This is a genomic window from Agromyces sp. NPDC057865 (assembly GCF_042796995.1).
Taxonomy (GTDB): domain Bacteria; phylum Actinomycetota; class Actinomycetes; order Actinomycetales; family Microbacteriaceae; genus Agromyces.
Genome location: NZ_JBHVMJ010000002.1, coordinates 424,982 through 448,395 on the forward strand (window position 1 = coordinate 424,982; position 23,414 = coordinate 448,395).

A 23,414-nucleotide genomic window follows, 5' to 3' on the forward strand; every position below is an offset into this window, starting at 1 on the left:
CCGCCCGTCAGGGCGCCGTGAGCACGAGATCGTCGATCGTCGCCGTCACGGGTGCGTTCGTTGCGGTGCTGGAGAGGTAGGTGCGCAGGCCGATGCCGCCCGCGGCCTGCAGGCCGGCCGTGGCATCTGTCGCCGTTCGCTGCCAGGCCGCCGGCTCGGGCGTGCCGGCCTTCCACACCTTGAGGTTGAGGGTCGTCGGCGAGGCGCCGATGACCTGCAGGCGCACGTTGAGGCGGTCGCCGGCCGCGTACACGAGCCCGGGGATGTTGATGGCCGGCGTGAGCGCGACCTCTCCCCCGCCGCTCGTGTTCACCCGGACGAGCGAGATGCCGACCGTCCCGCCGACGCGGAGCACGATCTTCGCCTGGTACGCGCCCACGACCGTCACGCGGCGGCCGATCGCCGAGAGGAAGATGCCGGAGCCCGTGGGCGGCTTGTCGACCGCGATGCTGAACCTCAGGTCGCCCGCCTGCTGCGACGCGCCGTCGAGGTACGCGTTGAGGGTTCCCCCGAGCGTGGCCATTCGGAGTCGCCCGGTGCCACCCGTGACCGAGTACGACGAGCTCGCGCCCGTGAAGGTCCATGGGCCGCCGACGTCGGCGGAGCCGAGTCCGTTCACGACCTCGCGCCCGAACGCGTCGGAGGCGATGACCGCCGGCCCGCCCGGATCGACGGCCGTCACGGCCGCCGTCGTCGACGCCGTGGCGCCGTCGTCGTCCGTGACGGTGAGCGTGATCGTGTAGCTGCCCGCTGCGGCGTAGGTGTGCGAGGCGGTGGCTCCGGTCGCGGTGCCGCCGTCGCCGAACTGCCAGGCGTAGTCGGCCACCAGGCCGTCGGAATCGGTCGAGGCGCTGCCGTCGACGGTGCAGCCGAGCCCGGCACACGTCGGAGTGAACGCCGCGACCGGCGGCGTGTTGCCCGCCTGGCCCGCCGTGATCGTGAAGGCGTCGGTGTACGTGCCGCCCGTCGCGGGTACGAATCGCGCCGTCATCGCGGTGGAGGTCGCCGAGACGTCGAGGTTGCCCCACGTCGGGTTCTGGTTGAGCCCGGACGACGTGACGAAGTAGCCGGCCTCGGCATCGGTCGTCGTGACGTCGCGCAGCTGGATCCCGCCCGTGCCGACCGTCGCGAAGACGGTTCCGGCCCCCCGCACGAGGTCGCTGTCGGCGTCGGCCACGCACGCGGGGTTGTAGCCGCCGATGGTGAGCGAGGTGCATCCGGCCCGCGTGACGAGCTGCTTGGAGCGCTGGTACAGGTGCTCGTGGCCGCCGAGCACGAGGTCGACGCGCTTCTGGAGCAGGAGGTTCACGAGGTCGGCGCCCGGGTCGCAGGTGTACTGCCCCATCGAGAGGCACGGCTTGTGCATGCCGACGACGACCCACGGGATGTTCGCGGCGCGGGCCCCGTCGATGGCGGCGGCGGTCCACTGGTACCGGGGCGAGCCGGCCGTGTACGTCCAAGCGCCGTCGGAGTAGACGAGCCCGGGCGAGATCCCGATGAACCGCACGAGCGGGGCGCCCTGCGGCACGTCGACGTAGTACTGCCGGCCGTAGGTGCCGACGACGCCCGGGAGCTGGTTCGGGAGGCAGGCCGAGAAGTCGTTGATGTTGCCGTTGAGGCCGTCGCTCTCGTGGTTGCCCGAGATGAGCTCGAACGGGAACCCCGCACCCACGCGCGCGGTCACGAAGTCGCACCAGGTCTGCTCGGCGCCGGTGGCCCCGTAGGAGAGGTCGCCCAGGGCGAGGTGCAGGTCGGGGTCGAGCGCGTCGACCTGGCTCAGGACCGCGGCCGACTCGGCCCGCGCCGCGATGTCGCCGGACGCGGTGAAGTGGACCGTGCCGGGCGTGGCCGCCGTCCGCGGCTGCACGGTGCTGCCGATCAGGGCCGCGGCGATCACGGAGGCGCCGGCTGCAGCGGCGATCAACGACTTGAGGGCACTCATGACCGCTCCTTGCACGTCGGGTTGACTCGTGCCAGGCGCGGCGGCGCGCCGTCTCCGCAGGGTCGGGCGCCGAGCGCCTCTCGTCGCATGCTAGCCGTCAGCTCGCCCCACCCACCAGTGTTCTTGAGGATTCCTCACCTCAACTGGGGGTTCCAGGGCGAAGCCGCCCAGACGTCCGAGCCACCCGACCCGCCGCGAGCGTCAGCTCAGGAGCGCGCCGCGCAGCGTGTCGAGCCCGACGCCCCCGAGGTCGAGCGCGCGACGGTGGAACTCGCGGATGTCGAACGCATCGCCCTCGCGGCGTGCGACCTCGTCGCGTAGCTGCTCCCAGATGCGCTGGCCCACCTTGTACGACGGCGCCTGGCCCGGCCAGCCGAGGTACCGGTTCACCTCGAACCGCACGAAGCCCTCGTTCATGTTCACGTTCTGCGAGAGGAACTCGAGCGCGTACTCCCCCGTCCACGGCCCCTGGCCGTCGGGGCGCGGCTTACCGAGGTGCACGCCGATGTCGAGGACCACCCGCGCCGCGCGCATTCGCTGGCCGTCGAGCATGCCGAGCCGGTCGGCGGGGTCGTCGAGGTAGCCGAGGCTCTCCATGAGCCGCTCGGCATAGAGCGCCCAGCCCTCGGCGTGGCCCGACGTGCCGGCCAGCTGCCGACGCCAGGTGTTCAGCTTGCCGCGGTTCACGACCGCCTGCCCGATCTGCAGGTGGTGGCCCGGAACGCCCTCGTGGTACACGGTGGTGAGCTCGCGCCAGGTGTCGAACTCGGTCACGCCCTCGGGCACCGACCACCACATGCGGCCCGGGCGGCTGAAGTCGTCGCTCGGACCCGTGTAGTAGATGCCGCCCTCCTGCGTGGGCGCGATGAGGCACTCGAGGGTGCGGATCTCGGCGGGGATGTCGAACTGCGTGGCGCCGAGCTCGGCGACGGCACGGTCGCTGGTCTCCTGCATCCACCGCTGCAGGGCGTCGGTGCCGTGCAGCTTGCGCGACGGGTCGCCGTCGAGGTAGGCGATCGCCTCGGCGACGGATGCCCCGGGCGTGATCTCCCGGGCGATGGACTCCTGCTCGGCGACCATGCGGGCGAGCTCCTCGATGCCCCACTCGTAGGTCTCGTCGAGGTCGATGACCGCGCCCAGGAAGCGGCGCGACTGCAGCGCGTACAGTTCGCGGCCCACGCCGTCGCGCTCGCCCGCGACGGGTGCGAGCTCGCCCTCGAGGAAGTCGGCGAGTGCGCCGTAGGCGGTGGCCGCCTCGGATGCCCCGCGCTCGAGCTCGCGACGCAGCGGCTCCGCGAGTTCCTCGTCGCCGGCCTTCGCGTGCTCGGCGAAGGTCGCGAAGAACCCGTCGGGCTTCGCGATGCGCCGCGCCTGGGCGGCGACCTCGTGCACCTGCCGGACCGCGGGCACCACGCCCTCGCCGATGCCGGCGCGGAGCGTGGCGACGTAGCCGCCGATCGCGCGCGGCACCTCGCCGAGCCGGGACGCGATGCGCTCCCAGTCGTCTCGCGAGTCGGTGGCCATGATGTCGAACACCTCGCGGATCTCCTGCGCGGGGCTCGCGATCACGTTGAGGTCGCGCAGGTGCAGCTTCGCCTCATCGCTCTCGAGGTCGAGCGCGAGCTCGCTGCCGAGGTCGGCGACCGTGATGCGGTCGACGTCGTCGACCGGAGCGGCGGTACGCAGCGCCGCCAGCGCCTGCCGCATCTCGTGCACGGCCCGTTCGTGGCCTTCGGGCGAGTAGTCGGCGAGCCGGTCGTCGGCGGAGGATCGGCCGATGTACGTGCCGACGGCCGGGTTCAGCTCGACGAGGGTGTCGACCCACCCTTCGGCGATGCGGTCGACGTCGGACGGGGTGCGCTCACTCGATGCCATGGGAGCGAGCCTAGGGCACCCCGCCGACGCGCCGCGAAGGCCCGGGCGACCGGCCTCAGCGGCACGTGCAGACGTTTGAGCGGCGCGTGCGAGGGCCCGAGTGGGCCGGCCACGACGCGGGATGCCGCGAGCCGCATGCGTCGGCTCGCGGCATCCGCGTCGCTCGGCTCAATGGGCCGCGTCGTCCCAGTTGGCGCCGCGGCCGATCTGCACGTCGAGCGGCACGAGGAGGTCGGCGGCGTGCGCCATGCGATCGCGCACCACCTCCTCGAGCACGTCGGACTCGCCCGGCGCGACCTCGAAGATGAGCTCGTCGTGCACCTGCATGAGCATGCGGCTCTGCAGCCCGCGACCGGCGATGTCGGCCTCGACGCGCGACATGGCGATCTTGATGATGTCGGCGGCCGAGCCCTGGATCGGCGAGTTGAGGGCGGCGCGCTCGGCGTTCTCGCGGAGCACCCGGTTGGGGCTGGAGAGGTCGGGGAACGGGCGACGGCGGCCGAAGATCGTCTCGGTGTAGCCGTCGATCCTCGCCTGCTCGACCACACCGCGCAGGTAGTCGCGCACCGCGCCGAACCGCTCGAAGTACTCGCGCATGAGCTGCTGGGCCTCGGCCCGCTCGATGCGGAGCTGCTTCGAGAGGCCGAACGCGCTGAGCCCGTAGGCGAGGCCGTAGGACATCGCCTTCACCTTGGTGCGCATGAGGTTGGTGACATCGGCCGGGTCGACCGAGAAGACCCGTGCGCCGACGAACCGGTGCAGGTCTTCGCCCGCGTTGAAGGCCTCGATGAGCCCGGGGTCGCCCGAGAGGTGCGCCATGATGCGCATCTCGATCTGCGAGTAGTCGGCCGTGAGCAGCTCGGCGTACTCGGGACCGTGGCGGAACGCCTCGCGGATGCGTCGCCCGTCTTCGGTGCGGATGGGGATGTTCTGCAGGTTCGGGTCGTTCGACGACATGCGCCCGGTGGCCGCGCCGATCTGGCCGTACGTCGTGTGGATGCGCCCGTCGGTGCCGATCGCCTTGTCGAGGGACTCGATGATCTGGCGGAGCTTCGTGACGTCGCGGTGCTCGAGCAGGTAGCCGAGGAACGGGTGCGGGTTCGACTCCTGCAGGTCGGCCAGCGCGTTCGCGTCGGTCGTGTAGCCGGTCTTCGTGGCCCGGGTCTTCGGCATGCCGAGCTGGTCGAAGAGGACCTCTTGGAGCTGCTTCGGCGAGCCGAGGTTGATCTCGCGGTCGATCTCGGCGTAGGCCGCCTCGGCCAGCGCCGCGGCGCGGGCTCCGAGCTCGCCGGAGAGCGTCGAGAGCTCGCCGTGGTCGACGGTGACGCCGCGCAGCTCCATGGCGGCGAGCACGTGCACGAGGGGCATCTCGACCTCGGCGAGCAGGCGGCGCGACTCCTCGGAGAGCGCGCGGAGCACGACGGGCGCGAGCCGGAGCGTGTACCAGGCGTACTCGGGCGCGCCGGAATCGCTGCCCTCCTCTGGGACGAGCATCGCCGGGTCGGCCTGCGGCACGGTTTCGCCGAGGTGGTACGACACGAGGTCGGAGAGCGTCTTCTCCTGCAGGATCGGCCGCACGAGCCATCCGGCGAGGAGCGTGTCGAGCACGAGCCCGTCGATCGCGAGACCCGACCGCGCGAGCGCCTTCAGCTGCGGCTTCGCGTCGGTGAGGATCTTCGGTGCGTCGCTCGCGAGCCACGCCTCGAACGGCGCCGTCTCGGGCGCGCCTGCCCGCCACGCGAGGTGCACCGACTCGTCGGCGGTCGCGATGCCCGCGCCGATCACGCGTCCGTCGACGACCTCGAGGCTGAGGCCGAGGCCCGCCGGCTCGGCGGCCGCGGCGCGCTCGAGCCACGCGGCGAGGTCGTCGCCGACCAGGCGCTGCGAGGTCGGCGCGGTGGGCGCCGGCCCGGACTCGACGACCTCGGGCTGGGCGGGCGCGGATGCCGCGGCCACGGCGCCGCCGCTGCCGTTGGCCTCGCCCGTTACGAGCTTCGTCACGCGTTCCATGAGCGTGCGGAACTCCAGCCGCTCGAAGATCGGACGCACCGACTCGAGGTCGATCGGACGGGACTCGAGTTCGGCGATCTCGACGTCGAGCTCGACGTCGCGCACGAGTTGGTTGAGCTTGCGGTTGCGCACGGCGTTCTCGCGCCCGTCGCGCAGGTTCTGCCCGACGACGCCCTTGATCTCCTCGGCGTGCGCGAGGATGCCGTCGAGGTCGCCGTAGAGGCCCAGCCACTTCACCGCGGTCTTCTCGCCGACCTTCGGGATGCCGGGCAGGTTGTCGCTCGTCTCCCCGACGAGGGCGGCCACGTCGGGGTACTGCTCCGGGCGGATGCCGTAGCGTTCGACGACCGCGTCGGTGTCGTAGCGCTTGAGCTGCGAGACGCCCTGCGTGTTGGGGTAGAGGAGCGTGACGTCGTCGTTCACGAGCTGGATGGTGTCGCGGTCGCCCGAGACGAGGAGCACGCGGTACCCCTCGGCGGCGCCGCGCGAGGCGAGCGTCGCCAGGATGTCGTCGGCCTCGAAGTCCTCCTTCTCGAGCGTGCGCACGCCCATGGCCCGCAGCGCGTCTTGGAGGAGCGGGACCTGGCCCCTGAACTCGACCGGGGTCTCACCTCGGTTGCCCTTGTACTCCGCGTACTCGCGCGTGCGGAACGACTGCCGCGACATGTCGAACGCGACCGCGAGGTGCGTGGGCTTCTCGTTCTGCAGCAGCAGGAGCAGCATCGACAGGAACCCGTGGATGGCGTTCGTGTGCTGCCCGTCGCGCGTCGAGAAGCTGTCGACGGGGAGGGCGTAGAAGGCGCGGAAGGCCAACGAGTGGCCGTCGATCACGAGGAGGGTGGGCTTGTCTGCGTCCGGCACCCACCAAGACTACAAGCGACCGGTGACACCGATCTCACGGCGGCGGCGGGCGACGGATGCCGCGGCCTCGGGCGCCGGCGGAGACGACGGATGCCGCGACGAACGGGTCGTCGCGGCATCCGCTGCTCGGGCTCTGGAGGCCCTACTTCTTGGGAGCGAGCTGCTCGATAATGGCCTGGGAGACGTCCTTCATGGTGAGGCGACGGTCCATCGATGCCTTCTGGATCCAGCGGAACGCCTCGGGCTCGGTGAGGCCCATCTTCTCGTTGAGCAGGCCCTTGGCGCGGTCGACGAGCTTTCGGGTCTCGAAACGCTCGACGAGGTCGCCGACCTCGGCCTCGAGCGCGATGATCTGGGCGTGCCGGGCGAGCGCGATCTCGATGGCCGGCAGCAGGTCGTTGGGGGTGAACGGCTTCACGACGTAGGCGAGGGCGCCCGCCTCGCTCGCCCGCTCAACGAGCTCCTTCTGGCTGAACGCGGTGAGGAGCACGACCGGCGCGATGTGGCCCTTCGAGAGCCGCTCGGCCGCCGAGATGCCGTCGAGCTGGGGCATCTTCACGTCCATGATGACGAGGTCGGGGCGCAGCTCGGTCGCGAGGGCCACGGCCGTCTCGCCGTCGCCGGCCTCCCCGACGACCTCGTAGCCGTTGTCGCGGAGGATCTCGACGATGTCGAGGCGGATGAGGGACTCGTCCTCCGCCACGACCACGCGGCGCGGCGCCGGCAGGGTCTGTTCGCTGTCTGTCACGCAGGAAAGCCTACGGTATTCTGAGCGGGGCCTCTGGCCGGTGTGGCGGAATGGCAGACGCGGAGCACTCAAAATGCTTTGCCCGAAAGGGCGTGTGGGTTCGACCCCCACCACCGGCACCGTTCAGGCGTGATCACGCCGATGTCGGCCGGCCGGATGCCGCGAGGTACGCGTTGCGCTCGGCGATCAGCCGTTGCAGCCGCGGGCCGACCACCGCCTCGGAGAGTCGCCCAAGGGGCGCCTCGAACACGACGTGGTCGATCATGAGGGTGCCGTCGCCCTCGGCGATGAACGCGTGCTCGTGCCGGTAGCTGCGGAAGGGGCCGCGCACCTGCTCGTCGACGAACCAGTTGGGCGCCTCGAGCTCGGTGATCCGGCTCGTCATGGTGATCGGCATGCCGAACTGCCGCGTGCGCCGGGTGACCTCCTCCCCCAGCCCGATGCGGCCGGAGGTGACGCCGCCGATCGCACGCTCGTGGCTGGCCGCCATCGAGGCGACGTGCAGGTCGATGCTGAGCGAGCGCTCGAACGCCTCCTCGACGGGCATCGCCAACGGCGTGCGGAACTCGAACTCGACGGTCACCACGACATCCTGCCACGGACGCGCCGACGGCCCGGTCGATCGACCGGGCCGTCGGGATCGGCTCTCGCCGAGGGCTGGGGCTAGAGCACCTCGCCGACGACGTGCACGCGCACGTCGTTGGTGGTGCCGGGGATGCCGGGAGGGGATCCCGAGATGATGACGACCTTCTCGCCGTTCACCGCCATGCCGGTCTTCGCGAGCACGTCGTCGACCTGGCCGACCATCTGGTCGGTGTGCGTCACGCGGTCCACGACGAACGACTCGACGCCCCAGTTGAGCGCCATGCGGCGCCGGATGGCGGGGTCGGGCGTGAACGCGAGGATCGGGATGACCGAGCGGATGCGGGTCATCCGCCGCACCGACTCGCCGGTCTCGGTGAAGACGCAGAGGTACTTGGCCTCGACGAAGTCCGCCACCTCGACCGCGGCGAGCGTGATCGCGCCGGCCTGTGTGCGCGGCTTGGTGCCGAGCGGCGGGATGCGCTCGAGTCCGTGCTGCTCGGTCGACTCGACGATGCGCGCCATGGTCTTGACCGTGATCACCGGGTACTCGCCGACGCTCGTCTCGCCCGACAGCATGACCGCGTCGGCGCCGTCGAGGATGGCGTTCGCGACGTCGGAGGTCTCGGCGCGCGTGGGCACCGGGCTGTGGATCATCGACTCGAGCATCTGCGTCGCCACGATGACGGGCTTCGCGAGGCGACGGGCGATCTCGATGGCGCGCTTCTGCACGATGGGCACGGCCTCGAGCGGCAGCTCGACGCCAAGGTCGCCGCGGGCGACCATGATGGCGTCGAACGCCTCGACGATCTCCTCGAGCGCGTCGACGGCCTGCGGCTTCTCGATCTTGGCGATGACCGGCACGCGACGGCCGACCTCGTCCATGATCTCGCGCACGCGCTCGACGTCGGCGGCGTTCCGCACGAACGAGAGGGCGATGAGGTCGGCGCCGAGCTCGAGGCCCCAGCGCAGGTCGGCCTCGTCCTTGTCCGAGAGCGCGGGCACGTTGACCGCGACGCCGGGGAGGTTGATGCCCTTGTTGTTCGAGACCGGGCCGGCGACGACGACCCTGGTCGTGACGACGGTGCCGTCGGTCTCGACGACCTCGACGCGAACCTTGCCGTCGTCGATGAGCAGGTGGTCGCCGGCCTTCACGTCCTGCGGAAGGCCCTTGAAGGTCGTGCCGACGATCTCCTTGGTGCCGAGGATCTCCTCGGTGGTGATCTTGAAGATGTCGCCCTCGGCGAGCTCGTGGGGGCCGTTCTCGAACTTGCCGAGGCGGATCTTCGGGCCCTGGAGGTCGATGAGCACCGCGACCGCGCGGCCGGAGTCGTTCGCCGCCTTCCGGACGTTCTGGTAGACGCCCTCGTGCACGTCGTAGGTGCCGTGGCTGAGGTTCATGCGCGCGACGTCGACGCCGGCATCGATGATCGCCCGGATCTGCTCATAGCTCGACGTCGCCGGCCCGAGGGTGGCGACGATCTTCGCTCGTCTCATCTGGTGTGTGCTCCCGTGTTCCGCGCCGAGGCGCTGGGTTCGTTGGTCGTGGGTCGTGCGTCGCGCCGACGGCGCTCCGCGTGGGCTAGATCGCGAAGGCGCGGGCGTGCGCGGCGATCGGGCTCGGCAACTCGGTGTCGCCTTCAAGGTACCGGTCAACGGCGGATGCCGCAGCGCGGCCCTCTGCGATGGCCCACACGATGAGGGACTGTCCGCGTCCGGCGTCGCCGGCGACGAACACGCCCGGCTGAGCGGTGCTGTAGTCGGCGTCGCGGGCGATGTTGCCGCGGTCGGTGACGGGCAGCTGCAGCTGCTCGTCGAGCTCGCGCGTCTCGGGGCCCGTGAAGCCGAGCGAGAGGAGCACGAGGTCCGCGGGGATCTCGCGCTCCGTGCCCGCCTTCGGCACGCGGCGCCCGTCGAGGTACTCCGTCTCGGCGACCCGGATGGCGCGCACCTCGCCCGCGTCGTTCGCGAGGAACTCGACGGTCGAGGCGAGGTACTGGCGGACGCCGCCCTCCTCGTGCGCGCTCTGCACCTCGAACAGCGTCGGGTGCATCGGCCACGGCTGCTCGGACGGACGCGACGGGCTCGGCTGCTTGCCGATCGCGAGGTTCGTCACCGAGAGCGCGCCCTGGCGGTGCGCGGTGCCGATGCAGTCGGCGCCGGTGTCGCCGCCGCCGAGGACGACGACGTGCTTGCCCTCGGCCGTGATCTGGTCGAAGACCTCGTCGCCGGCGAGGTGGCGGTTCGACTGCACGAGGTACTCCATGGCGAAGTGCACGCCCGGCAGGTCGCGCCCGGGGATCGGCAGGTCGCGGGGCACGAGCGCGCCCGTGGCGACCACGACCGCGTCGTACCGCTCGCGGAGCTGCTCCCACGTGATGTCGACGCCGATGTTCACGCCCGCGCGGAAGCGGGTGCCCTCGGCGGTCATCTGCGCGAGCCGCGCGTCGAGGTGCTTCTTCTCCATCTTGAAGTCGGGGATGCCGTAGCGGAGCAGGCCGCCGATGCGGTCGTCGCGCTCGAACACCGCGACCGTGTGTCCGGCGCGCGTGAGCTGCTGTGCGGCGGCGAGCCCCGCGGGGCCCGAGCCGACGACGGCCACGGTCTTGCCGGTGAGGCGCCCGGGCGGCTGCGGCTGCACCCAGCCGTTGCCGAACGCCTGGTCGATGATCGAGACCTCGACCTGCTTGATCGTGACGGCGGGCTGGTTGATGCCGAGCACGCACGCCGACTCGCACGGAGCCGGGCAGAGACGGCCCGTGAACTCGGGGAAGTTGTTCGTCGCGTGCAGGCGCTCGATCGCGGCGCGGCCCTCGCCGCGGTACATGAGGTCGTTCCACTCGGGGATCAGGTTGCCGAGCGGGCAGCCCTGGTGGCAGAACGGGATGCCGCAGTCCATGCAGCGGCCGGCCTGGCGGCGGAGCTGGGCGGGGTCGCCCTGCTCGTAGACCTCTTTCCAGTCCATGATGCGCACCGGCACGGGGCGCCGCTTGGGCAGCTCCCGCTCGGTGACCTTCAGAAAGCCCTTCGGGTCAGCCACCCGTCACCTCCATGCGGTTCATGGGCACGGCTCGCGTCCACGCCTCGGTCGTCTCAGCCACCCGTCACCTCCAGGATTCGCGTCCACACCACGTCGCCGTCGGGGTCCAGCCCCTCGTCGACCGCGTTCTGGCGGGTACGGAGCACCGCCGCGTAGTCGCGCGGCAGCACCTTCGTGAAGCGGTCGAACGCGGCCTCGCCCTCGGCGAGCAGTTGCGCGGCGACCGCGGAGTCGGTCTGCTCGAGGTGCTGCTCGAGCAGGTCGCGCACGATCTCGATGTCGGCGCTCCCGAGCGGGAGCAGCTCGAGCTCGCCGGTGCTCAGCGCCTCCCGGTTCACGCGGCCCTCGCGCAGGCCGAGCACGTAGGCGGTGCCGCCCGACATGCCCGCGCCGAGGTTGCGGCCGGTGTCGCCGAGGATGAGCGCCAGCCCGCCCGTCATGTACTCGAGCGCGTGGTCGCCCACGCCCTCGACCACGGCGGTCGCGCCCGAGTTGCGCACGAGGAACCGCTCGCCGACGATGCCGCGGATGAACATGCTGCCGCGCGTCGCGCCGTAGCCGATCACGTTGCCCGCGATGACGTTGCGCTCGGCGACGAAGCCGCTGTCGCGCGAGGGACGCAGGATGAGCTGGCCGCCCGAGAGTCCCTTGCCGACGTAGTCGTTCGAGTCGCCCTCGAGGCGCAGCGTGATGCCGCTCGGCAGGAACGCGCCGAGCGACTGGCCGGCCGAGCCGGTCAGCGTCACGTCGATCGAACCCGACGGGAGGCCGTGCTCGCCGTGGCGGACGGTCACCTCGTGGCCGAGCATCGTGCCGACGGCGCGCTCGGTGTTGCGGATCGGCAGCGTGATCTCGACGCTGCCGCCCTGGTCGAGCACGATCGCACCGCGGCGGATGAGCTCGTTGTCGAAGTGCTCGTCGAGCTCGTGGTCCTGCTGGCGGAGGTTGCGGCGCGGCTCGGACTCCGAGAAGTCGGGGCCGACGAGGACGGGCGTGAGGTCGAGGCCCGACGCCTTCCAGTGCTCGACCGCCCGGTCGACGTCGAGCAGGTCGCGGCGGCCGATGACCTCGTCGAGCGAGCGGTAGCCGAGCTCGGCGAGGTACTCCCGCACCTCCTGCGCGATGAACTCGAAGAAGTTGACCACGAACTCGGGCTTGCCCGTGAAGCGCTTGCGCAGCTCGGGGTTCTGCGTGGCGACGCCGACCGGGCACGTGTCGAGGTGGCAGACGCGCATCATGACGCAGCCCTCCACCACGAGCGGCGCCGTGGCGAAGCCGAACTCCTCGGCGCCGAGCAGGGCGCCGACGATGACGTCGCGGCCCGACTTCAGCTGGCCGTCGACCTGCACGACGACGCGGTCGCGCATGCCGTTGAGCATGAGCGTCTGCTGCGTCTCGGCGAGTCCGAGCTCCCACGGCGTGCCCGCGTGCTTCAGCGAGTTCAGCGGGCTCGCGCCGGTGCCGCCGTCGTGCCCCGACACGAGGATCACGTCGGCGAGGGCCTTCGCCGTGCCGGCCGCGACCGCGCCGATGCCCGACTGGCTCACGAGCTTCACGTGCACGCGCGCCTTGGGGTTCGCCCGCTTGAGGTCGAAGATGAGCTGCTTCAGGTCTTCGATCGAGTAGATGTCGTGGTGCGGCGGCGGCGAGATGAGCCCGACGCCGGCGGTCGCGTGCCGCGTGCGCGCGACCCACGGGTACACCTTCGTCGGCGGCAGCTGGCCCCCCTCGCCGGGCTTCGCACCCTGGGCGAGCTTGATCTGGATGTCATCGGCGTGGGTGAGGTACATGCTCGTGACACCGAAGCGACCCGAGGCGACCTGCTTGATCGCGCTGCGACGTTCGGGGTCGAGCAGGCGGTCGAGGTCCTCGCCGCCCTCACCCGTGTTCGACTTGGCGCCGAGCCGGTTCATCGCGATCGCGAGGGTCTCGTGCGCCTCCTTCGAGATGGAGCCGTAGCTCATCGCGCCGGTGGAGAACCGCTTCACGATCGACTCGATCGACTCGACCTCGTCGATCGGCACCGGCGGCCGCACGCCCGTGCGGAGCGCGAACATGCCGCGCAGCGTCATGAGGTCCTCGGCCTGCGAGTCGACCAGCGACGTGTACTCGCGGAACACGTCGTAGCGGCGGTTCCGCGTCGCGTGCTGCAGGCGGAACACCGTCTCGGGGTTGAAGAGGTGCGGCGACCCGTCGCGGCGCCACTGGTACTCCCCGCCCGTGGCGAGGCGCTCGTGCGCCCGCACGGCGACGTCCTCGGGGTAGGCCACGCGGTGGCGGTGCACGTTCTCGGCCGCGATCACGTCGATTCCGACGCCGCCGAGCTTCGAGGTGGTGCCCGTGAAGTACTCGTCGATGAACTCCTGCGAGAGGCCGACGGCCTCGAACGCCTGGGCGCCCGCGTACGACGAGATGGTCGAGATGCCCATCTTCGACATGATCTTCAGCACGCCCTTGCCGAGCGCCTTGATCACGTTGTGCACGGCCTGCTCGGGCGTGACGCCCGTGATCACGCCGGAGCGCACCAGGTCCTCGCAGGTCTCCATCGCGAGGTAGGGGTTCACGGCGGATGCCCCGAAGCCCACGAGCAGTGCGATGTGGTGCACCTCGCGCACGTCGCCGGCCTCGACGACGAGGCCGACCTTCATGCGGGTCTGCGACCGGATGAGGTGGTGGTGCACCGCGGAGAGCATGAGCAGCGACGGGATCGGCGCGAGGTCCTTGGTCGAGTCGCGGTCGCTCAGGACGATGAACGACGCGCCCTCCTCGATGGCCTCGTCGACCTCGTCGCAGAGCTCGTCGAGGCGCGCGCGCATCGCCTCGGGGCCGTCGTCGACCCGGTAGAGGCCCTTCAGCGTCTTCGTGGTGCGCGAGCCGATGCGCGGGTCGATGTGCACGATCTTCGCGAGTTCGTCGTTGTCGATGACCGGGAAGTCGAGGACGACCTGGCGCGCGTGCTCGGGTCCGGCGTCGAGCAGGTTGCGCTCGGGTCCGAGCGAGGAGCCGAGCGATGTGACGACCGCTTCGCGGATCGAGTCGAGCGGCGGGTTCGTGACCTGCGCGAACTGCTGGGTGAAGTAGTCGAAGAGGAGGCGCGGACGCTTCGAGAGCACCGCGATCGGGGTGTCGGATCCCATCGCGCCGAGCGGCTCCTGACCGGTGCGCGCCATCGGCGTGAGGAGGATCTTCACCTCCTCCTCGGTGTAGCCGAAGGTCTTCTGGCGACGGTTCACCGAGGCGGGCGGGTGCACGATGTGCTCGCGCTCGGGCAGCTCGGCGAGGCGGATGCGACCGGCGTCGAGCCACTCGCCCCACGGCTCGGATGCTGCGAGCTCGGCCTTGATCTCGTCGTCCTCGATGAGGCGGCCTGCCTCGGTGTCGACGAGGAACATGCGTCCGGGCTGCAGGCGGCCCTTGCGGACGATCCTCGACTCGTCGATGTCGAGCACGCCGATCTCGCTCGCGAGCACGACGAGGCCGTCGTCGGTGACGAGGTACCGGCCGGGGCGGAGGCCGTTGCGGTCGAGCGTCGCGCCGACGAGCGAGCCGTCCGTGAAGACGATCGCGGCGGGGCCGTCCCACGGCTCCATGAGCATCGAGTGGTACTCGTAGAACTCCCGGCGGGCCGGGTCGATCTCGGTCTGGTTCTCCCACGCCTCGGGCACCATCATCATGACCGCGTGCGGGAGGCTGCGGCCCGAGAGGGTGAGCAGCTCGACGACCTCGTCGAACGAGGCCGAGTCGCTTGCGCCGGGCGTCACGATGGGCAGGATCGGGTCGAGGTCGCCGAGCAGCTCCGACTCGAGCTGCGACTGGCGCGCGCGCATCCAGTTGCGGTTGCCCTGGATCGTGTTGATCTCGCCGTTGTGCGCGATCATCCGGAACGGCTGGGCGAGCGGCCACGACGGGAACGTGTTGGTCGAGTAGCGCGAGTGCACGAGCGCGAGCTTCGACGCGAACCGCTCGTCGGAGAGGTCGGGGTAGAACGGCTCGAGCTGGAGCGTCGTGACCATGCCCTTGTAGACGAGCGTGCGGCACGACAGCGACGCGAAGTAGAGCTCGATCTCGCGCTCGGCGCGCTTGCGGAGCCGGAACGCGAGCCGGTCGAGGGCGATGCCCGAGAGGCGGTCGCCCTCGGACGTGGTCGCGGACGACTGCACGTAGAGCTGCTGCACCACGGGCATGGCGGCGCGGGCCAGCGTGCCGAGCTCCTCGGGCCGAACGGGGACCTCGCGCCATCCGATGACCTCGAGCCCCTCGGATGCCGCGAGCTGGGCGAGCCGGCGCTTGACGCTCGAGCGCGTGGTGGGGTCGACGGGGAGGAACGCGTTGCCGACGGCGTAGGCACCGGCGGCCGGGAGCGCGAAGGGCACGACGGCGCGCAGGAACGCGTCGGGGACCTGGGTGATGATGCCCGCGCCGTCACCGGTGCCGGCGTCGGAGCCGACCGCTCCGCGGTGCTCGAGGTGTCGCAGCGCGTCGAGCGCGGCCGTGATGATGTCGTGCCCCGCGGTGCCACGCAGGGTCGCGACCATCGCGAGGCCGCAGGCGTCCTTCTCGGCGGCGGGGTCGTACATGCCCTGCGCGTCGGGAACGAGACCGAACCTCGAGAAGGGTGGAGTGAGCGACACGTGGACCGTCCTCATCAACTAGATAACAGCGGGGGACGTCGTCGGCCCATCGAAGGGATGTCGCGACGCATGGTGCGGCGTCGCGTCGGAGAACGTGCGCTGGACGCTACGGAGTGCTGGACCGGCTCGAGCTTGTGGCTGCGGTCTCGCCCGTGGTGTTCTCACCCTCGACGCCATCGTCGAGAGAGTCGGAGTCGGACTCGATTTCGTCTGAGTCTACCTCAGCGTCGGGTCCCTTCCATTCACGGCCGGGAACGTACGGCGAGGGCTCGTCGCCGAGGTGCCGGCGGCGCTGCACGAGGTAGAGGACGATGCCGAGCACGACCGCGGCCCACGACGCCCACACGTTCACGCGCACGCCGAGGAACATCTCGCTCGGGTCGACGCGGATCGCCTCGAAGAACGCGCGGCCCGTGCCGTACCAGATCAGGTAGAGCGCGAACGCCTTGCCCCAGCGCAGGTTGATGCGGCGCTCGAGGAAGACGATGAGCGCGGCGCCCGCGAGGTTCCAGACGATCTCGTAGAGGAACGTGGGGTGGAACAGCGTGCCGGCGGCGAGGCCGGCCGGGAACGCGGCGTTGTCGGCCTCGATCTGGAGACCCCACGGCAGGTCGGTCGGCATGCCGAACAGCTCGTGGTTGAACCAGTTGCCGAGGCGGCCGACGGCCTGGGCCACCAGCAGGCCCGGCGCGAGCGCGTCGGCGAACGACCAGAACCGGATGCCGGTGAAGCGGCAGCCGATCAGGACACCGATGGCGCCGCCGATCAGCGAGCCGTAGATGGCGTTGCCGCCCTCCCAGATGTTCCAGATCGCGCCCGGCTGGAACGGGTTCCAGACGTTGGCGCCCGGATAGAAGTAGTCATCGGGGTGCGTGAGCACGTGGTACAGGCGCGCACCGATGATGCCGAGCGGCACCGCCCACAGCGCGATGTCGAGCACGACGCCGGGCTCGGCGCCGCGCTTCGTGAGGCGGCGACCGGTGATGATCACCGCGAGCACGATGCCCGCGAGGATGCACAGCGCGTACATGTGGATGTTCAGGGTCCAGCCGAAGATCGGGATCTCGAGGACCTGCCACGCGTAATCCGGGCTCGGGATGCTGAACGGAGCGATCACGCCGTCGACTGCCTTTCGTCAGGGGGTGCGGCCGCCGCGGCGGCCTCCAAGAGCGTACTTCACTCGGGCTGCGTGCCGCGTGCGAGCTCCGCCGCCAGGTCGCCGGCGGCGGCGACCCCACCGTCGGCCAGCGCCTTCACGAGCGCCGAGCCGACGATCGCGCCGTCGGCGTACTCGAGCACCTCGGACACCTGCGCGGCCGTGGAGATGCCCAGGCCGACGCAGCTCGCGGGCGAGCCCGCGTCGGCGAGGCGGGACACGAGCGTGCGCGCGGCGTGGTCGACGTCGCTGCGCGCGCCCGTGATGCCCATCGTCGAGACGGCGTACACGAAGCCGCGGCTCGCGTCGACGGCCTGCGCGATGCGCGCGTCGGTCGAGGTGGGCGCCGCGAGGAACACGCGGTCGAGCCCGGTGCGCTCGGATGCCGCGATCCAGTCGGCCGCCTCGTCGGGGATGAGGTCGGGCGTGATGAGGCCCGCTCCCCCGGCCGCGGCGAGGTCGTCGGCGAAGCGGTCGACGCCGTACTGCACGACGGGGTTCCAGTAGGTCATGATCAGCACCGGGGCATCCGTGCGCTCGGTGATGCGGCGCACCGCCTCGAAGCCGTCGGCGAGGCGGAACCCGTTCTGGAGGGCCCGCTGCGTCGCCGCCTGGATGACCGGTCCGTCCATGACGGGGTCGGAGTACGGCAGGCCGAGCTCGAGCACGTCGACGCCGTGCTCGACGAGCGCGACGGCGGCCTCGACGCTCTCGTCGAGCGTCGGGAAGCCGACCGGGAGGTAGCCGATGAGCGCGCCTCGCGCCTCCTCGTTGCGGCGGCGGATGACCGACCCGACCGTCCTCATTCGGTAGCTCCCTCGTCGTACAGGTCGAAGTACTTCGCCGCGGTGTCCATGTCCTTGTCGCCGCGACCCGAGAGGCTCACGAGGATCGTGGCGTCGGGTCCGAGCTCGCGGCCGAGCTCGAGCGTGCCCGCGAGGGCGTGCGCGGACTCGATGGCGGGGATGATGCCCTCGGTGCGCGTGAGCAGGCGGAGCGCCTCCATGGCCGCCGCATCGGTCACGGGGCGGTACTCGGCACGGCCGATCGCGGCGAGCCAGGCGTGCTCGGGGCCGACGCCCGGGTAGTCGAGGCCCGCGGAGATCGAGTGCGACTCGATCGTCTGGCCGTCCTCGTCCTGCAGCAGGTAGCTTCGGGCGCCGTGCAGCACGCCGGGGCGGCCCTTGGTGATGGTCGCGGCGTGGCGCTCGGTGTCGACGCCCTCGCCGCCGGCCTCGTAGCCGACGAGGCGAACGTCGGCGTCGTCGAGGAAGGCGTGGAAGACGCCGATCGCGTTCGAACCGCCGCCGACGCACGCGGTGACCGCGGTGGGCAGCGCACCGGTGAGCTCGAGCACCTGCTGGCGCGCCTCCTCGCCGATGATCTTCTGGAAGTCGCGCACCATCTCGGGGAACGGGTGCGGGCCCGCGACCGTGCCGAAGATGTAGTTGGTGGTCGCCACGTTCGTGACCCAGTCGCGCATCGCCTCGTTGATGGCGTCCTTGAGCGTGCGGGAGCCCGCCTTCACCGCCACGACCTCGGCGCCGAGCAACCGCATGCGCGCGACGTTGAGCGCCTGGCGCTCGGTGTCGACCTCGCCCATGTAGATCGTGCACTCGAGGCCGAACAGGGCGGCCGCGGTCGCCGTGGCGACGCCGTGCTGGCCGGCGCCCGTCTCGGCGATCACACGCGTCTTGCCGATGCGCTTCGTCAGCAGCGCCTGACCGAGCACGTTGTTGATCTTGTGCGAGCCCGTGTGGTTCAGGTCCTCGCGCTTCAGGATGATGCGCGCACCGCCGGCGTGCGCGGCGAACCGCGGCACCTCCGTGATGATCGACGGACGCCCCGTGTAGCTGCGGCCGAGCTCGGCGAGCTCCTCGCCGAACGCGGGGTCGAGCTTCGCGAGGTCGTACGCCTCGCCCAGCTCGTCGAGGGCGGCGACGAGGGACTCGGGCACGAAGCGCCCGCCGAAGTCGCCGAAGTACGGACCGGTCTGCGCTCTCAGCGCCATGTCACACCGCCAGGAAGGCTCGGAGGTTTTCGATGGGGTCGCCCGTCACGAGCGCCTCGCCGACGAGCACGACGTCGGCGCCCGCGGCGCGGTAGTGCGCCACGTCGGCCGCCGACAGCACCGCGGACTCGGCGACCTTGATCGCGTCGGCCGGGAAGCGCTCGGCGAGCCGGCCGAAGAGGTCGCGGTCGAGCTCGAACGAGGAGAGGTCGCGGGCGTTCACGCCGATGAGCCGGGCGCCGAGCGCGGCGGCCCGGTCGAGCTCCTCGGCGGAGTGCGTCTCGACGAGCGGCGTCATGCCGAGCTCGACGATGAGGTCGAAGAGCTCGCGCAGTGTCGCATCGTCGAGCGCCGCGACGATGAGGAGCACGAGGTCGGCGCCGGCGGCGCGGGCCTCGAGCACCTGGTACGGCGTCGCGATGAAGTCCTTGCGCAGCACGGGCAGCGACACGGCGGCGCGCACCGCCTCGAGGTCGTCGAGCGACCCGCCGAAGCGGCGCCCCTCGGTGAGCACGCTGATCGCGCTCGCCCCGCCCAGCTCGTAGCTGCGGGCGAGCGCGGCGGGGTCGGCGATCTGCGCCAGCGCGCCGCGCGACGGGCTCGAGCGCTTGATCTCGGCGATGACCTTGATGTGCTCGGCGGGTCTCAGCACCTCGAGGGCGTCGATGGCCGTCGGACGCGCGAGCGCTGCGCGCTCGACCTCGGCGAGGGGGCGCGCGTCACGGCGCGACAGAGAATCGGCGACCGCATTCGCCGTCAGCTCGGACAGCACGCGTCAGTGCACCCTCTCGGCGGTCTTCACGCCGCCGACGCCGTAGCCGGCGCGGGCGAGGATCCAGCCGACGATCGCGCCGATGAGGAGCAGGCCCGCGGAGGCCCAGACGAGCCACTGCACGTCGAAGAAGAACGCCACCGTGCCGATGACGAACGCGATGAGCATGATCGTGACGGAGGTCCACGCCGCGGGCGAGTGTCCGTGGCCGGGATCTGCGTGCTCAGTGCTCATGATGCTCCTTCGTTGCGGGGTTCGGGGGTCAGTCTAGCGGCTGGCACCGGTCGGGCCTTCGCCCGTCGCGGCGTCGTCGGCGGGCGCCTCGGGCGCCGCCCTCGCGTCGTCCGCGTCGGCCCGGGCGGATGCCGCGGGGGTGTCAGGCGGGTCGGTCGCACGGGTCGCGGCGGGCTCGTCGACGACCGCGTCGGGCTCGTCGTCGGTGGGGTCGTCCCCGCGGCTGAGCTCGTCCCAGTCGTCGACGGCGCGATCGGATGCCGCGCGCTCGCGGTCCCCGGCCGAGCCGGGCTCCCCGGTGTCGGCCAGGCGCGCCCCGCGGTACCGGCGCGAGGACGCGGGCCAGCGGGTGCCGGTGACGAGCACGGCGATCCCCGCGAGGACGAGCAGCACGCCGCCGGCGATCGCCGCGACGGGCCACGCGGTCGCGGTCGCCGAGGCCACGAGCTCGGCGGTCGGTCCGGAGCCGGTGACGCCCGTGGCGTCCGTGACCGCCGGGGCGACCGCGGCCACCGGATCGCCCAGCGAGACGCCGGCCGCGAGGAGGACGCAGCCGCCGAGGAGGATCTCGAGCACGCCGAGGACCATCCTGATGCCCGGTCCGGCGATCGCCAGCGCGGCGACGAGCGCCAGCCCGGCGAGGCCGAGCGCGGCGAGGGCGGGCGAGGCGACGCTGCCGGGCACGGCGATCGCCTCGCCGCCCGCCGCGGCATCCGCGAGCCGGAGCTCGTACCAGGTCTGGCTCCACGAGAGCAGCGCGAGGCCGGCGCCGATGATCGTGATGACGATGACCGGCAGCTTCATGCGCGCGGCGGTCACTCGACCCTCCGCATCGCGTTCGCGACGGCGACCGCGCGCAGCGGCGCCGCGGCCTTGTTCACCGACTCCTGGAACTCGGACTCGGGCACCGAGTCGGCCACGAGGCCGCCCCCCGCCTGGACACGCGCCACGCCGCCGGAGATGGTCGCCGTGCGGATCGCGATCGCGAGGTCGGCGTCGCCGCCGAAGCCGAAGTACCCGACGACGCCGCCGTACAGGCCGCGCTGCGCGGGCTCCAGCTCGTCGATGATCTCGAGCGCGCGCGGCTTCGGCGCGCCCGAGAGCGTGCCCGCCGGGAAGGTCGCACGGAACACGTCGACCGCATTCGCGTCATCCCGCAGGTCGCCCTCGACCGACGACACGAGGTGCATGATGTGGCTGAACCGCTCGACGCGCATGAACTCGGTGACCTCGACCGAACCCGCGAGGCAGACCTTCGCGAGGTCGTTGCGGGCCAGGTCGACGAGCATGAGGTGCTCCGCCTGCTCCTTCGGGTCGGCCACGAGCTCGGCCTCGAGCTCGGCGTCCTGCTCGGGCGTCGCGCCGCGCGGCTTGGAGCCCGCGATCGGGTGCGTGAACACGCGGCCGTCCTGCACTTTCACGAGCGCCTCGGGAGACGAGCCCACGATCCAGTACGGCTCGCCCGCCGGGTCCTCGAGGTGCAGCACGTACATGTACGGGCTCGGGTTGAGGCTGCGCAGCACGCGGTAGACGTCGAGCGGGTGCGCGGTCGCCTCGAGCTCGAACCGCTGCGCGATCACGACCTGGAAGATGTCGCCCTCGCGGATGTACTCTTTCGAGCGCTCGACGGCGGCGAGGAAGTCGGCCTTCTCGGTGCGATGCGCGGGGCTCGCGGCGGTCGAGAGGTCGATCTCGGCGAGCCACGCCTCGGACGGGCGGGCGAGGCGCCGCTGCATCCGGTCGAGTCGCTCCTGCGCGTCGACCCAGAGCGCGTCGGCGGCGTCGTCGCCGTCGTTGAGCACGGAAGTCACGAGCTGCACGGTGCCGGTGCGGTGGTCGATCACGACGAGCTCCGACACGAACGAGAACGCCTGTCCCGGCATCCGGAAGTCGGCGGGCGGGCGATTCGGCAGGTGCTCGATCTGGCGAATCGCGTCCCACCCGATGAAGCCCACGAGGCCGCCGGTGAGCGGCGGCGCGCCCGGCACGTCCTCGGTGCGCCAGCGCTCGAACAGCGCCTCGAGCGCGGCGAGCGGCGCGAGGTCGGCCGCGTCGCCGAGCGCGCGCTCCGCGCTCAGCCCGTAGTCCTGCCATTCGACGCGGCCCTCGTACTCGGTGAGCACGCCGTACGACGAGGCGCCGACGAACGAGTACCGCGACCAGATGCCGCCCTGCTCGGCGGATTCGAGCAGGAAGGTGCCCGGGCGCCCTTCGGCGAGCTTGCGGTAGATGCCGACCGGCGTCTCGCCGTCGGCGAAGAGCTCTCGCGTCACCGGGACGACCCGGCGGCCGGGCAGCAGCGCGGTGAACTCCTCGAAGCTCGTGGTGGCGGGCACTCGGGTCTCCTCGTCGTCTCGGCGGGTGTCGTCGTCAGTCGGCCGCGGCGGGCGCGATGCCCTTGCGCACCTCGAGCGGGTCGCCGTCGAAGCAGGTGCGCGTGCCGGTGTGGCACGCCGCGCCGACCTGCTCGACCATGACGAGCAGCGTGTCCGCGTCGCAGTCGAGGGCGGCGGCACGCACGTACTGCACGTGGCCCGAGGTGTCGCCCTTGCGCCAGTACTCCTGCCGCGAGCGCGACCAGAACGTCACCCGTCCCTCGGTGAGCGTGCGCCGCATCGCCTCACGGTCCATCCAGCCGAGCATGAGCACCTCGCCCGTGCCGTCCTCCTGGATGATCGCCGGCAGCAGGCCGTCGGCATTGAAGGCCGCGCGGTCGAGCGGGGATCCGTCAGGCGTCCACTCCTCGTCGTCCCGCTCCAGCTCCTCGTCGCCCGGTTCGCTCATCGCACGACCCTCCCCTCGGCCGCGAGGGCGGCCTTGACCTCGGCGATGGTGATCTCGCCGTTGTGGAACACGGATGCCGCGAGCACCGCGTCGGCGCCCGCCGCGATCGCCGGCCCGAAGTCGCCGACGGCGCCGGCGCCGCCCGAGGCGATCACCGGGACGCTCGCGAGCTCGTGCATGAGCGCCGTGAGCTCGAGGTCGAAGCCCTGCTTCGTGCCGTCGGCGTCGATGGAGTTCACGAGCAGCTCGCCCGCGCCGAGCTCGATGGCGGTGCGCGCCCACTCGAGCGCATCGAGGTCGGTCTCGGTGCGGCCGCCGTGCGTCGTCACGACGAAGCCCGACGGCGTGCGGTCGGAGCGCTTCACGTCGAGCGAGAGCACGCACACCTGCGCGCCGAACCGGTCAGCGATCTCGGCGACGAGCTGCGGGCGCGCGATGGCGGCGCTGTTCACGCCGATCTTGTCGGCGCCGTGCCCGAGCAGGCGCGCGACGTCCTCGGCGGAGCGCACGCCGCCGCCGACGGTGAGCGGGATGAAGACCTGCTCGGCGACGCGCTGCACCATCCCGTAGGTGGTGGATCGGTCGTCGACGGTCGCGGTGACGTCGAGGAACGTGAGCTCGTCGGCGCCCTGGTCGGAGTAGCGCGCGGCGAGCTCGACGGGGTCGCCCGCGTCGCGCAGGTTCTGGAAGTTGACGCCCTTGACGACGCGGCCGCCGGCCACGTCGAGGCACGGGATCACTCGGACGGCGAGGGACATGCGCGCTCCC

At 71.5% G+C, this 23,414-nt stretch carries 17 protein-coding genes and 1 tRNA gene; 1 reads left to right on the forward strand and 17 read right to left on the reverse strand.

All coding sequences use genetic code 11. From position 1 onward, the window contains the following. Positions 1–7 precede the first annotated feature (7 nt). From ACFVN5_RS09630 to ACFVN5_RS09645, 4 genes are all read right to left on the reverse strand, one after another. A complete protein-coding gene (locus tag ACFVN5_RS09630) occupies positions 8–1,942 on the reverse strand; it encodes a PKD domain-containing protein (RefSeq protein ID WP_376954830.1) in 1,935 nt (644 codons plus the stop codon). Between the two features lie 201 nt (positions 1,943–2,143). Beyond that, positions 2,144–3,817, reverse strand: a complete 1,674-nt coding sequence (locus ACFVN5_RS09635; protein ID WP_376954831.1) for a DUF885 domain-containing protein — start codon at positions 3,815–3,817, stop codon at positions 2,144–2,146. Positions 3,818–3,985: 168 nt separating this feature from the next. Beyond that, positions 3,986–6,688, reverse strand: a complete 2,703-nt coding sequence (polA, locus tag ACFVN5_RS09640; protein ID WP_376954832.1) for a DNA polymerase I — start codon at positions 6,686–6,688, stop codon at positions 3,986–3,988. Between the two features lie 142 nt (positions 6,689–6,830). Continuing rightward, complete coding sequence (locus tag ACFVN5_RS09645) at positions 6,831–7,436, reverse strand: ANTAR domain-containing response regulator (RefSeq protein ID WP_376954833.1); 606 nt, start codon at positions 7,434–7,436, stop codon at positions 6,831–6,833. Positions 7,437–7,472: 36 nt separating this feature from the next. On the opposite strand from ACFVN5_RS09645, the gene ACFVN5_RS09650 reads away from it, so the two are divergent. Further along, a tRNA-Leu gene (locus ACFVN5_RS09650) sits at positions 7,473–7,555 on the forward strand. Between the two features lie 14 nt (positions 7,556–7,569). Here the strand turns inward: ACFVN5_RS09650 and ACFVN5_RS09655 are convergent. The 13 genes from ACFVN5_RS09655 to hisF form a co-directional block, all read right to left on the reverse strand. Further along, positions 7,570–8,019 (reverse strand): cyclase, encoded by a 450-nt coding sequence (locus ACFVN5_RS09655; protein WP_376954834.1) that lies wholly within the window; start codon positions 8,017–8,019, stop codon positions 7,570–7,572. An 80-nt stretch (positions 8,020–8,099) separates the two neighbouring features. Next, entirely contained in the window at positions 8,100–9,515 is a 1,416-nt protein-coding gene (pyk, locus tag ACFVN5_RS09660) for a pyruvate kinase (protein ID WP_376954835.1), read from the reverse strand. An 85-nt stretch (positions 9,516–9,600) separates the two neighbouring features. Further along, a complete protein-coding gene (locus tag ACFVN5_RS09665; RefSeq protein WP_376954837.1) occupies positions 9,601–11,058 on the reverse strand; it encodes a glutamate synthase subunit beta in 1,458 nt (485 codons plus the stop codon). A gap of 53 nt (positions 11,059–11,111) precedes the next feature. Then, positions 11,112–15,704: a glutamate synthase large subunit gene (gltB, locus tag ACFVN5_RS09670; protein ID WP_376954838.1), complete on the reverse strand. Its 4,593-nt coding sequence runs from the start codon at positions 15,702–15,704 to the stop codon at positions 11,112–11,114. Positions 15,705–15,795: 91 nt separating this feature from the next. Next, positions 15,796–16,806, reverse strand: a complete 1,011-nt coding sequence (lgt, locus tag ACFVN5_RS09675; RefSeq protein ID WP_376954839.1) for a prolipoprotein diacylglyceryl transferase — start codon at positions 16,804–16,806, stop codon at positions 15,796–15,798. A 59-nt stretch (positions 16,807–16,865) separates the two neighbouring features. Continuing rightward, positions 16,866–17,651, reverse strand: coding sequence for a tryptophan synthase subunit alpha (gene trpA, locus ACFVN5_RS09680; RefSeq protein ID WP_376954840.1), 786 nt, complete (start codon positions 17,649–17,651; stop codon positions 16,866–16,868). Next, entirely contained in the window at positions 17,648–18,856 is a 1,209-nt protein-coding gene (gene trpB, locus ACFVN5_RS09685; protein ID WP_376954842.1) for a tryptophan synthase subunit beta, read from the reverse strand. The genes trpA and trpB overlap by 4 nt, the downstream gene beginning before the upstream one ends. 1 nt (position 18,857) lies before the next feature. Further along, positions 18,858–19,628: an indole-3-glycerol phosphate synthase TrpC gene (gene trpC, locus ACFVN5_RS09690; protein ID WP_376954843.1), complete on the reverse strand. Its 771-nt coding sequence runs from the start codon at positions 19,626–19,628 to the stop codon at positions 18,858–18,860. Between the two features lie 3 nt (positions 19,629–19,631). Next, positions 19,632–19,862 (reverse strand): DUF6704 family protein, encoded by a 231-nt coding sequence (locus tag ACFVN5_RS09695; protein ID WP_376954844.1) that lies wholly within the window; start codon positions 19,860–19,862, stop codon positions 19,632–19,634. 33 nt (positions 19,863–19,895) lie between these two features. Beyond that, positions 19,896–20,681, reverse strand: a complete 786-nt coding sequence (locus ACFVN5_RS09700) for a Trp biosynthesis-associated membrane protein (RefSeq protein WP_376954846.1) — start codon at positions 20,679–20,681, stop codon at positions 19,896–19,898. Next, a complete protein-coding gene (locus tag ACFVN5_RS09705) occupies positions 20,678–22,198 on the reverse strand; it encodes an anthranilate synthase component I (RefSeq protein WP_376954847.1) in 1,521 nt (506 codons plus the stop codon). Before ACFVN5_RS09705 ends, ACFVN5_RS09700 begins: the two co-directional genes overlap by 4 nt. Before the next feature lie 34 nt (positions 22,199–22,232). Next, positions 22,233–22,646 (reverse strand): phosphoribosyl-AMP cyclohydrolase, encoded by a 414-nt coding sequence (gene hisI / locus ACFVN5_RS09710; protein ID WP_376954848.1) that lies wholly within the window; start codon positions 22,644–22,646, stop codon positions 22,233–22,235. After that, positions 22,643–23,404 (reverse strand): imidazole glycerol phosphate synthase subunit HisF, encoded by a 762-nt coding sequence (gene hisF / locus ACFVN5_RS09715; RefSeq protein WP_376954849.1) that lies wholly within the window; start codon positions 23,402–23,404, stop codon positions 22,643–22,645. Before hisF ends, hisI begins: the two co-directional genes overlap by 4 nt. Between the last annotated feature and the right edge of the window lie 10 nt (positions 23,405–23,414).

What these genes read in the sequence shown, in the direction of transcription:
- gltB (WP_376954838.1), bottom strand. Translation starts at nt 15,704, where the DNA reads ATGAGGACGGTCCACGTGTCGCTCACTCCACCCTTCTCGAGGTTCGGT.
- hisF (WP_376954849.1), bottom strand. Translation starts at nt 23,404, where the DNA reads ATGTCCCTCGCCGTCCGAGTGATCCCGTGCCTCGACGTGGCCGGCGGC.
- trpB (WP_376954842.1), bottom strand. Translation starts at nt 18,856, where the DNA reads ATGGCGCTGAGAGCGCAGACCGGTCCGTACTTCGGCGACTTCGGCGGG.
- ACFVN5_RS09630 (WP_376954830.1), bottom strand. Translation starts at nt 1,942, where the DNA reads ATGAGTGCCCTCAAGTCGTTGATCGCCGCTGCAGCCGGCGCCTCCGTG.
- ACFVN5_RS09635 (WP_376954831.1), bottom strand. Translation starts at nt 3,817, where the DNA reads ATGGCATCGAGTGAGCGCACCCCGTCCGACGTCGACCGCATCGCCGAA.
- ACFVN5_RS09695 (WP_376954844.1), bottom strand. Translation starts at nt 19,862, where the DNA reads ATGAGCACTGAGCACGCAGATCCCGGCCACGGACACTCGCCCGCGGCG.
- trpA (WP_376954840.1), bottom strand. Translation starts at nt 17,651, where the DNA reads ATGAGGACGGTCGGGTCGGTCATCCGCCGCCGCAACGAGGAGGCGCGA.
- pyk (WP_376954835.1), bottom strand. Translation starts at nt 9,515, where the DNA reads ATGAGACGAGCGAAGATCGTCGCCACCCTCGGGCCGGCGACGTCGAGC.
- hisI (WP_376954848.1), bottom strand. Translation starts at nt 22,646, where the DNA reads ATGAGCGAACCGGGCGACGAGGAGCTGGAGCGGGACGACGAGGAGTGG.